8 protein-coding genes are annotated in these 10,862 nt (G+C 74.1%); 6 read left to right on the forward strand and 2 right to left on the reverse strand.

All coding sequences use genetic code 11. The features are described from left to right. Together ADK60_RS16825 and ADK60_RS16830 are read left to right on the forward strand one after the other, a co-directional pair. A partial coding sequence (locus ADK60_RS16825) for a cytochrome P450 (RefSeq protein WP_053646891.1) occupies nucleotides 1-964 on the forward strand: 964 nt, incomplete at its 5' end. Nucleotides 965-1,298: 334 nt separating this feature from the next. Continuing rightward, nucleotides 1,299-1,928: a LysE family transporter gene (locus tag ADK60_RS16830; RefSeq protein WP_053646893.1), complete on the forward strand. Its 630-nt coding sequence runs from the start codon at nucleotides 1,299-1,301 to the stop codon at nucleotides 1,926-1,928. Between the two features lie 132 nt (nucleotides 1,929-2,060). Here ADK60_RS16830 and ADK60_RS16835 read toward each other — a convergent pair whose 3' ends face one another. Next, entirely contained in the window at nucleotides 2,061-4,271 is a 2,211-nt protein-coding gene (locus tag ADK60_RS16835) for a discoidin domain-containing protein (RefSeq protein WP_053646895.1), read from the reverse strand. Nucleotides 4,272-4,604: 333 nt separating this feature from the next. Next, nucleotides 4,605-5,951, reverse strand: a complete 1,347-nt coding sequence (locus ADK60_RS16840) for an ROK family transcriptional regulator (protein ID WP_053646897.1) — start codon at nucleotides 5,949-5,951, stop codon at nucleotides 4,605-4,607. Between the two features lie 125 nt (nucleotides 5,952-6,076). Between ADK60_RS16840 and ADK60_RS16845 the strand changes: the two genes are divergently transcribed. The 4 genes from ADK60_RS16845 to ADK60_RS16860 all read left to right on the forward strand — a co-directional run bounded on the left by ADK60_RS16845 (nucleotide 6,077) and on the right by ADK60_RS16860 (nucleotide 10,590). Further along, complete coding sequence (locus tag ADK60_RS16845) at nucleotides 6,077-7,390, forward strand: ABC transporter substrate-binding protein (protein WP_053646898.1); 1,314 nt, start codon at nucleotides 6,077-6,079, stop codon at nucleotides 7,388-7,390. Between the two features lies 1 nt (nucleotide 7,391). After that, complete coding sequence (locus ADK60_RS16850; RefSeq protein ID WP_053646900.1) at nucleotides 7,392-8,330, forward strand: carbohydrate ABC transporter permease; 939 nt, start codon at nucleotides 7,392-7,394, stop codon at nucleotides 8,328-8,330. Beyond that, the gene (locus tag ADK60_RS16855; protein ID WP_053646904.1) at nucleotides 8,330-9,169 is read left to right on the forward strand and encodes a carbohydrate ABC transporter permease; all 840 of its coding nucleotides are present in this window, start codon (nucleotides 8,330-8,332) and stop codon (nucleotides 9,167-9,169) included. Before ADK60_RS16850 ends, ADK60_RS16855 begins: the two co-directional genes overlap by 1 nt. Before the next feature lie 68 nt (nucleotides 9,170-9,237). After that, nucleotides 9,238-10,590: a GH1 family beta-glucosidase gene (locus ADK60_RS16860; protein ID WP_053646902.1), complete on the forward strand. Its 1,353-nt coding sequence runs from the start codon at nucleotides 9,238-9,240 to the stop codon at nucleotides 10,588-10,590. Nucleotides 10,591-10,862: the final 272 nt, after the last annotated feature.

The following is a 10,862-nucleotide window of genomic DNA, read 5'->3' on the forward strand; positions in this document are numbered from 1 at the left end:
GCGCCGCTACGAGCAGCGGATCGCCGCCGCCGCCCGCCGCGCCGCCGACCGCTGGGCCGGGTACGCGCGCACCGGCGACCAGATCGACCTCGGCGCGGAGATGCGCCACTTCGCCCTCGACACCATCTGGCGCGCGCTCACCGGCCACCCCCTGGACCAGGCCACCGAGCGCGAACTCGACCGCATCGCCACCGTTGTCGCCGCCCTCCCCCAACTCCCCGACGGCGAACAGGCCGGAGCCGCCGTCGCCGAGGACCTGGCCCGGATCGACGCGGTGGCGCACGCCGCGATCGCCGCCGCCCGCCGCCACGAGGACGGCCCCGACGGCCCCGGCGTCCTGCGGGTGCTGCTCGACGCGGCCGAGTTGCACCCCGAGTACACCGAGCGGCTGATCCGCGACGAGCTCGTCACCCTGCTCGTCGCCGGCCACGAGACCACCGCCACCACCCTCACCTGGCTGTACCTGCTCCTCGACCGCGAACCCGGCGCCCGGCGGTGGGCCCTCGACGCCGGCCCCGAGGGCTCGCCCGAACGGCGGGAGGCGGTGCAGGCCCTGGTCTCCGAGACCCTGCGGCTCTACCCGTCCGCCTGGATCCTCCCCCGGCACGCGCTCACCGAGGACACCCTCGCCGGCCACCGCGTCGAGGCCGGCACCGACCTGCTGGTCTGCCCCTACCTCACCCACCGCGACCCGGCGCTCTGGCCCGACCCCGAGCGCTTCGACCCGGCCCGCTTCGGCCCGGGCGGCAGCCGCCCCGCGCACCTCGGCGGCTACCTCCCGTTCGGCCTCGGCGCCCGCGCCTGCCTCGGCACCCAGTTCGCGCTCCGCGAGTCCGTCGCGGTACTCGAACTCCTGCTGCCCGCCTTCACGGTGCGCTTCCTCGACCGGCCCGCCGGGGCCGTCTACAGCATCACCGTCCGCCCGGACGGCCCGACGCCGGTGGTGCTCGCGGCGGCGGTCTGAGCGTCCCCGGCGGAGGGGTGAGCGTCCGGCCCGGCGGCGGCCCTCACCGCTGCCGGGCCGCCCGCGGCTGCCGGCGGGCGAGCGCCGCCCGGACCGGGTGCGCGATCGACCTCACCGGCCACAGCCACGTCCTCATCGCGACATCCCCTCTCCTCGGAGCGTTCCCGAGCGCTCCCCAGCGCAACACCGGACGCCCCCGCAGACTCGGTCACCGGACCGAATCCCGCCGATCGGCCACCGGGCCCGTCCCGATAAACCGGTGGCCCGGTCCGGCCGCCGCGCACTACGCTCCCGGCCACTGCCCCCCGACCGCCCCGCGCGAACCGGAACCCCCATGACCGACGCCCTGCTCTCCGGGCTCCTCGCCGGCTACGGCATCGCCGTGCCGGTCGGGGCGATCTCCGTCCTGATCGTCACCCTCGCCTCCCGCGTCTCGCTGGCCCGGGGCATGGCCGCCGCCCTGGGCGTGGCCACCGCCGACGGCCTGTACGCCCTGCTCGCGCTGATCGGCGGCGCGACGCTCGCCCCGCTGCTCGCACCGGCCGCCGGCGCCCTCGAACTCGCCGCCGCGGGCGTCCTCGTCCTCCTCGCCGCGCACGGGCTGCGCGCCACCCTCCGCACCCACCGGGCGGACCGGGACCCGGCCGGCCCGCCGCCCCCGGTGCCCGCCTCCCCCTGGCGCACCTACGCCTCGCTGCTCGGCCTGACCCTCCTCAACCCGCTCACCGTGGTCTACTTCAGCGCCCTGGTGCTCGGCGGCCGCACCGGTCCCGGCAGCCTCGGTCCCGGCCTGGTGTTCGTCCTGGCCGCCTTCGCCGCCTCGGCCAGCTGGCAGGCCCTGCTCGCCACCGGCGGCGCCCTGCTCCGCCGCCTCCTGACCGGCCCCCGCGGCCGCCTCCTCACCGGCCTCACCGGCAACCTGGTCGTCCTCGCCCTCGCGCTGCGCCTCGCCCTCCAGCACTGACCTGCCGCACCCGGTACCCGATACCCGGGTCCGGCCGCGCCGCCCCGGCGCGCCGCCCCGGCGGCCCGCCGGATCGCGGGCCGCCGGGGCGGCGGTCGGGGGAAGGCACCTCGGCGCCGTCCGGGAGGGGTGTTACGGGAAGGAGGTGACCGTGGACGGGGTGGTGGAGGTGCCGGAGGTCGCGCCGCCGGTGCCGTTGATCACGTGCTCGTACTGGCCGTTGCCGCCCAGCGAGACCACCAGCAGGTCGTGGAACCGCACCCCGGGGCGGACCGGGGCCTCGAAGCCGTGGTCCATCCGGATGCTCGGGTCCACGTTGAAGTAGCAGTAGCTGCCGAGGCCCCAGCCCTCGTGGGTGGTGACGTTGTCGTCCACCTTGTAGGCGGCCCAGCCCCTGGTGGCGCCGTTCTGCACGGCGGCCTGGTTCGGGGCGTCGTAGGCGATCTCGTTCTGGAAGAAGATCGTCCGGCCGCGTTCGCCCGACCACTCGACGTCGTACTTCTTGAAGTGCTCGACGAACAGCCCGGTGCCGAGCACGTCGTCGCCGCGCACCAGCAGGCCGTAGTCGGCGGGGTTGACCGTCCAGCCGACGCCGGCGCCGTGGTCGGCGCGCCAGATCCAGGTGTGGTCGACGATCACGTCGTCGCTGTTGACCACGATCCCGGCGGTGGCCGAGCCCGCGCCGGCGCCGCCGACCCGGACGAACACGTCCTGGAGGGTGGTCGGGTCGGCGGCGTGGTCGGCGGCCGCGTTGTCCGGTCCGATCTGCACCAGCACCGGCGAGTTGACCGGCCCGGCGTCGACCAGCAGCCCGGCCAGCCGGACACCGTCCACGTCGGCGACCCGGATCGCGGTCACCCCGTTGTCGGGCACCACGGTGGCCAGGCCGAGGCCGAGCACCACGGTGTCCGGGCGGGTCACCTCGATCGGCCGGTCCACGTGGTAGACGCCGGGGGTGAACAGCAGGTCCAGGCCCTGCGCCAGCGCCTGGTTGATGGTGGCCGCCGTCGCGCCCGGCTTGACCAGGTAGAACTGGTTCAGCGGCCGCGAGGTGCCCTGCGGGGTGCCGTCCCAGGAGACGCCCCGGGCGTTGGTCCGCTTCGCCGGGACGAACACCCGGTACTCGTTGCCGTCCAGGTAGAGGAACGGCTTCTCGCGCGACACCGGGGTGGTGTCGAGGGTGGTGTAGGGCGGGTCGGGGAAGCTCTGCGCGGGCGCGCCCTGGACGCCGGAGAACACCTGGTTCCAGACGCCGTTGGAGAACCCGCCGATCGCGCTGTCCCGGGTGTACCACTGCTGCTGCGAGTAGTTGCCGATCCGGCCGTCCACCCGGCTGTCGGCGATGTAGCCGCCGCTGGCCCAACCGTAGCCGTTCGGCGCCAGGTTGAGCCCGCCCCTGACGTGCATCCGGCGGAACGGCGCGGCCTGGGCGACGGCCCAGCGGTCGGTGCCGTTCACCGGGTTGAGGGCGAGGTTCTCCGCGGAGCGCCAGAAGTTCTGGGTGGCGTTGCCGTTGAACCAGCCCGCGTCCACGGTGACATCGCCGTTGAAGGTGGTGTCGTCGGGCTTGAGGCCGAGGCCCGCGATCGAGGTGTAGAAGCCGAGTTGGGCGTTGAGGTTCTGGTAGGTGCCCGGCTTGAACAGCAGCGCGTACCGCTCGGGGCCGAACTGGTTGGACTCCTGCTTGCGGAACACCTCGTCCAGCTTGGCCTGGATGCCGGGCGTGCCGGGGTCGAAGACCAGCACATTGGGGCCGAGGTCCCCGCCGCCCTGCACCGGCGGCACGGTCGGGCCGTCGGAGGCGGCGACCCGCAGCTCCCAGAGCGAGTAGCCCCAGGCGGTGCCCCGGGCCAGGCCGTTGAGCCGGACGTAGCGGCCGCTGCCGGAGACGGCGAGGGTCTCGGTGCCGCCGGTGCCGTTCGCGGTGGCGTAGAGGGTCCGCCAGGTGACGCCGTCGTCGGAGGACTGGATCTGGTAGGCGCGCCCGTACGCCGCCTCCCAGGCGAGTTCGACCCGGCACAGCTGGCGCACCGAGCCGAGGTCGACCTGCAGCCACTGCGGGTCGGCGAAGGCGGAGGACCAGCGGGTGCCGGGGTCGCCGTCGACGGCGTTGGCGGCGGACAGGCCCGCGTTCTCGGTGGAGGAGGCGGTGGCCGGGCGGCCCCGCGCGGCGTCCGCGGCACCGCAGTCGGCGGCTGCGGGGGCGGCGGCGCTGGACGCGCCGGTGGCGGGGGCCGCGAGGGCGGCCGGTCCCGGCAGGGCGAGGGTGGTGGCCGCGAGCAGGGCGAGACCGAGCCTGGCGGCCGGCCCCCCGCGACGCGGGCGTGCTGAAGTGAGCCTCATGGGCTGCTCCTGCGGTGGGGTGGGTGAAGGCGGAGGCGCACACCGCGGCCCGTGCCCGGTACGCCGTTGGGCGCCGGGCGGTGGGGAACGACGGGACGGCTCGACGGGTCCGCGCACCGGCCGGCTCGGGGTTCGGCCGGTGCGCGCACGGACCCGCCGCGGCGGGCGGTCACCTGGTGCGTGACGGAGCGCCGCCGGCCCGGGGTCCGGGCCCGGGGAGCGCCCCCGACCGGGAGTCTCGGGGCAGTCGATCCGGGGTGTCAACCCCTCGCGGCGACTTTCCTCACGGCGTGAACTTGCTTGTAGGACAAGGAATTACCGAAGAATCCCAGCTCAGGCCCACAGCCCGGCCGGTGCCGCGGCACCCGTCGCCCCGGCACCCGTCGCCGCGGTGTCCGCCCGGCGCGGGAACTCCCCGCCGGAGTCCAGGAAGTCGGAGAGCGGCAGGGTCGCCGCGCCCACCGTGACCGCCGCCGGGCCGAGCGTTCCGAGCACGATCTCGGTCTGCTCGCGCGGGAAGCGCAGCGCGTACTCGGTGGCCGCCGCGCGGATCCCGGGCAGCAGCCGGGGGCCGAGCAGCAGTCCGGCCCAGCCGCCGATCACGATCCGCTCCGGGTTGAACAGGTTGACCAGGTCGGCGATGGCCGCACCGAGGTACTCGGCGGCCTCGTCGAGCAGGGCGACCGCGGCCGGATCGCCCGCCCCGGCGGCGGCCAGCAGGGCCGCCAGCCCCGCCTTCTCCCCGCCGCCGGGCGGTGCCGCGCCCCACCGCGCGACCAGCGCCTCGGCCCCGACGTACGCCTCCAGGCAGCCGCGCGCGCCGCACCGGCAGCGCCGTCCGCCGACGTGCACCTTGGTGTGGCCCCACTCGCCCGCGCTGCTGGTGGCGCCCCGGAAGCGGGCGCCGTCGGCGATCACGCAGGCGCCGACGCCGGAGCCGAACAGGGCGACCACCGCGTGCCGGGCGCCGCGCCCGGCGCCGAACCACATCTCCGCCTGGCCGAGGGTCTTGGCGCCGTTGTCGACGAACAGCGGCAGATCGGTGCCGGCCCGCAGCATCCGGCCGAGCGGGACCGCGTCCCAGCCGACGGTCTGGCCGTGCACCACGGCACCCGCACCGCCCCCGGCGTCCGACCCGACGCCGGACGCGCCGCCGCCCCGCGCGACGAGCCCCCGTCCGACGACCCCCTGCTCGACAACCCCCTGCTCGACGATGCCGGGCACGCCGACGCCCACGCCGAGCACCGTCGCCGGGTCGGTCCCGGTACGCTCCAGCACCTCGGCCAGCCCGGCCAGGATCAGCTCCGCCACATGGCCCGAGTCGTGGCCCCGGTCGTCCAGCGGCCGGTCGCTGGCGGCCAGTTCGGTCCTGGCCAGATCGAACAGCGCGACCCGGACCTGGGTCTCGCCGACGTCCACACCGACCAGGTGGGCCCGGCCGGCCGCGACCCGGAGCAGGATCCGGGGCCGCCCGCCGTCCGACTCCACCGAGCCGCACTCCTCGATCAGGCCGTCGGCGAGCAGCTCGCCGGTCACATTGCTGATCGAGCCGGCACTCAGCCCGGTGATCGAGCCGAGCTCCTGGCGGCTGAGCGGCCCGTCGAAGTACAGCCGCCGCAGCAGCGTGGACCGGCTGCCTCTGCGCAGGTCACGCACCGTCTTCTTGCCTCGCGCGGTCATGGGATCTCCCTCCTGCCCCGAATCTATCGCTGTCCGAACCCTTGACGGAAGCTTTTCTCACACGTTAAATCACGCCTCGAATTAAGTATCGCAGCACCGGACTTCACCCGAGAGGGGATCCCTCCATGCCCATCCTCCGCGCCGCCGCCGCCAGCGCGCTGGCCGCCGCGCTCGTCCTCACCGCCACCGCCTGCGGCGGGGGCTCCGCACCCGGCGGCGGGAGCGACAGCAGCCCCGGCACCCTCACCTACTGGGCCTCCAACCAGGGCACCAGCCTGGAGAACGACCGCCAGGTGCTGGAACCCGAGCTGCGGAAGTTCGAGCAGCAGACCGGCATCAAGGTGAAACTGGAGGTCATCCCCTGGTCGGACCTGCTCAACCGGATCCTCGCCGCCGCCGGCTCCGGCCAGGGCCCCGACGTGCTCAACATCGGCAACACCTGGTCCGCCTCGCTCCAGGCCACCGGCGCCCTGCGGCCCTTCGACGCCGCCACCCTCGCGAAGACCGGCGGCAAGGAGCGGTTCCTGCCCGCCGCCCTCGCCTCGGCCGGCGCCGTCGGCCAGGACCCGGCCGCCGTCCCGCTGTACTCGATGGCCTACGGCCTGTACTGGAACAAGAAGCTCTTCGCCGAGGCCGGGATCGACCGCGCGCCGGCCACCTGGGAGGAGCTGGTCGCCGACGGCAAGAAGCTCACCACCGGCGGCCGCTACGGCCTCGCCGTCGAGGGCGGCAACATCAGCGAGAACGTCCACCACGCCTTCACCCTCGCCAAGCAGCACGGCGCCGACTTCTTCGACCCCTCCGGCCGCCCCGCCTTCGACAGCCCGGGCGCCGTCGCCGCGGTCAAGCAGTACGTCGACCTGCTCGGCACCGAGCGGATCGCCGCCGCGGGCAACGCCGAGTACGCCAACAACCAGTCCGTCACCGACTTCGCCACCGGCAAGGCCGCCATGCTGCTGTGGCAGGCCGCCGGGGCCAACCTCAAGTCCCACGGCATGGCCGCCGAGGACTACGGCGTCGCCCCCGTCCCGATTCCGGCCGGAGCCAGCGGCGAACGCGCCACCACCTCGATGGTCGCCGGGATCAACCTCGCCGTCTTCCGCGCCACCAGGAACACCGATGGGGCGCTGAAGTTCGTGGCCTTCATGACCGGCACCGAGGAGCAGACCGTGCTCAACAAGGCCTACGGCACCATCCCCCCGGTCGTCGACGCCCAGCGCGACCCCGCCTTCGCCACCCCCGAACTCGGCACCCTGGCCGCGGTCCTGGGCCAGAGCGCCCGCCCACTGCCCCAGGTGCCCGCCGAGAGCCAGTTCGAGACCCTGGTCGGCACCGCGGTGAAGAACCTGCTCGCCTCGGCCGCCGCCGGCAAGGCCGTCACCGAGGACGGCGTCCGCTCCGAACTCACCCGGGCCCAGCAGCAGATGCCGGCCAACTGACGTGATCCGAGGCCGAATCGACCGACTGCGCCGACGCGCCGGAACCACCGCCCTCCCCTATCTGCTGCTGCTCCCCGCCCTGCTGCTCGAACTCGCCGTCCACCTGGTGCCGATGGTGCTCGGCACCGTGATGAGCTTCAAGCGGCTCACCCAGTTCTTCATCCGCGACTGGACCGCCGCCCCCTGGGCCGGACTCGCCAACTTCCGCACCGCGGTGGACTTCGACGCCCCGGTCGGCCGGGCCCTGCTGCACTCCTTCTGGGTCACCTGCGCCTTCACCGTGCTCGCCGTCGGCCTCGCCTGGCTGATCGGCACCACCGCCGCCGTGCTGATGCAGGACGCCTTCCGCGGCCGCGGCCTGCTGCGCGCCGTGTTCCTGCTGCCCTACGCACTGCCGGTCTACGCGGCGGTCATCACCTGGTCGTTCATGTTCCAGCGGGACACCGGCCTGATCAACCACGTGCTGCACGACCAGCTCCACCTGGTCGACGACAAGCCGTTCTGGCTGCTCGGCGACAACAGCTTCGCCGCGCTGGTCACCGTCTCGGTCTGGCGCAGCTGGCCGTTCGCCTTCCTGACCCTCACCGCCGGGCTGCAGAACATCCCGCGCGAGCTCTACGAGGCGGCCGCGCTGGACGGCGCCGGCGTCTGGCAGCAGATCCGCCGGATCACCCTGCCCTCGCTGCGGCCGGTCAACCAGGTCCTGGTGCTGGTGCTCTTCCTCTGGACCTTCAACGACTTCAACACCCCCTACCTGCTGTTCGGCCGCTCGGCCCCCGCCGCGGCCGACCTGATCTCCGTGCACATCTACCAATCCTCCTTCGTCACCTGGAACTTCGGTGCCGGTTCGGCGATGTCCGTGCTGCTGCTGCTGTTCCTGCTGCTGGTGACGTCCGGCTACCTGCTGCTCACCTCGCGCCGGAAGGACGCCACCGCGTGATCGACCCGCCCGCCTCGTTCCGGTGGCTGCGCCGCGTCCTGCTCGCCGCGCTCACCGTCTTCACGCTCGTCCCGGTCCTGGTGATGCTCGGCAGCTCGCTGAAGCCGCTCCAGGATGTCCAGGGACCGTTCCGCTGGATCCCCAGCACCGTGACCCTGCGCCCCTACGCGGACATCTGGCGCACCGTGCCGCTCGGCCGCTACCTGGTCAACTCCCTGATCGTGGCCGGAGGTTCGACGATCTGCTCGGTCCTGGTCGCGATCGTCGCGGCGTACGCGGTCAGCCGCTACCGCTTCCGCGGCCGGCGCTTCTTCACGGTGACGGTGCTGTCCACCCAGATGTTCCCCGGCATCCTGTTCCTGCTCCCGCTCTTCCTGCTCCTCGTCAACGTCGGCAACGCCACCGGGGTCGCCCTGTACGGCAGCCGCGGCGGTCTGATCCTCACCTACCTGACCTTCTCGCTGCCGTTCTCGATCTGGATGCTGGTCGGCTACCTCGACTCCATTCCGCGCGACCTGGACGAGGCCGCGCTGGTCGACGGCTGCGGACCGGTCCGGGCCCTGGTGCGGATCATCGTCCCGGCGGCGGTTCCCGGCATCGTCGCGGTCGCGGTGTACGCCTTCATGACGGCCTGGGGCGAGGTGCTCTTCGCCTCGGTGCTCACCAACGAGGAGACCCGCACCCTGGCCGTCGGCCTCCAGGGCTACGCCACCCTCAACGACGTCTACTGGAACCAGGTGATGGCCGCCTCGCTGGTGGTCAGCGTCCCGGTGGTGGCCGGCTTCCTGCTGCTCCAGCGCTACCTGGTCGCCGGGCTCACCGCCGGGGCCGTCAAATGACCCGCGCACCGCACTCCGACGCCCGCCGCCGCCTCCTCCGCCCGCCCCACCGCCCCGAAAGGCCCGCCATGACCGACCCCGGCACCCCCCTGGACGCGCTGCCCGACGACTTCCTCTGGGGCGCCGCCACCGCCGCCTACCAGATCGAGGGCGCGGCGGACGCCGACGGGCGCGCCCCCTCGATCTGGGACACCTTCGCGCACACCCCCGGCCGGGTGGCCGGCGGCGACACCGGCGACACCGCCTGCGACCACTACCACCGCTGGCCCGAGGACGTCGCGCTGATGGGCCGGCTCGGCCTCGGCGCCTACCGGTTCTCGATCGCCTGGCCACGCGTGGTGCCGCTTGCCGACGACCGGGTCAACCAGGCCGGCCTGGACTTCTACGACCGGCTGGTGGACGGCCTGCTGGCGGCCGGGATCCGCCCGTTCCCGACCCTCTACCACTGGGACCTCCCGCAGGCCCAGCAGGACCGCGGCGGCTGGCCCGCGCGGGACACCGCCGAGCGCTTCGCCGAGTACACCGCCGCGGTCGCCGCCCGGCTGGGCGACCGGGTCACCGACTGGGCGACGCTCAACGAGCCGCTCTGCTCGGCCTGGATCGGCCACCTCGACGGCGCGATGGCCCCCGGCCTCACCGACCTCACCGCCGCCGTCCGCGCCTCCTACCACCTGCACCTCGCCCACGGCCTGGCCGTCCAGGTGCTGCGCGAGAACGTCCGGGACGCCCGGATCGGCATCGTCAACAACCTCAGCCCGATCGAACCGGCCACCGGTTCGCCGGCCGACCTCGCCGCCGCCGTCCGCGCCGACGGCCATGTCAACCGCTGGTGGCTCGACCCGATCCACGGCCGGGGCTACCCCGAGGACATGCGACGGGTCTACGGCGTCGACCTGCCGGAGCGGGCCGGGGATCTCGACCTCATCGCCGCGCCGCTCGACTGGCTGGGCCTCAACTACTACTTCCGCCAGATCGTCGCCGACGACCCCACCGGACCGGCCCCCTTCATCCGCCAACTGCCCGGCCCCAACCCGGAACACACCGCGATGCCCTGGGAGGTCCACGCGCCCGGTCTGGAGCAGCTGCTGCTCCGGCTCACCGAGGAGTACGACGCCGAGCGGATCTACGTCACCGAGAACGGCTCGGCGTACGCCGACTCCGTGGCCGCCGACGGCAGCGTCCACGACCCGGAGCGGACCGCCTTCCTGGCCGACCACCTCGCCGCCTGCGCCCGCGCCGTCGGCCGGGGCGCGCCGCTGGCGGGGTACTTCGCCTGGTCGCTGCTCGACAACTTCGAGTGGGCGTACGGGTACGCCAAGCGCTTCGGGCTCGTGCACGTGGACTACCCGACCCAGCGCCGCACCATCAAGTCCAGCGGCCACCACTACGCGCGGCTGATCGCGGCGCACCGGGGGCGGTAGGGGCCGAGGGGCTCCGTCGGGGTGCCGGGAAGCTGCCGGTCGATCTGCCGCCCCCCGCCGTTCCGGCGGCCATAACCTGGGCGCCCGGCGCACAGGAACGGACTGACGCGCCGTCAGAACAGCAGCCCCACCGGGCCGCCCCGCACGTCCGGAAGGATCCCGAACCCCACCATGACCAGTCTCCGCACCAGAGCGGCGGCCCTCGCGGCCGTCGCCGCAATCGGCTTCGCCACCTTCGCCTCCGGCACGGCCACCGCCGCCCCCGCCCCGGC

Source organism: Streptomyces sp. XY431 (assembly GCF_001279805.1).
In the GTDB taxonomy this organism is placed as follows: Bacteria; Actinomycetota; Actinomycetes; order Streptomycetales; family Streptomycetaceae; genus Kitasatospora; species Kitasatospora purpeofusca.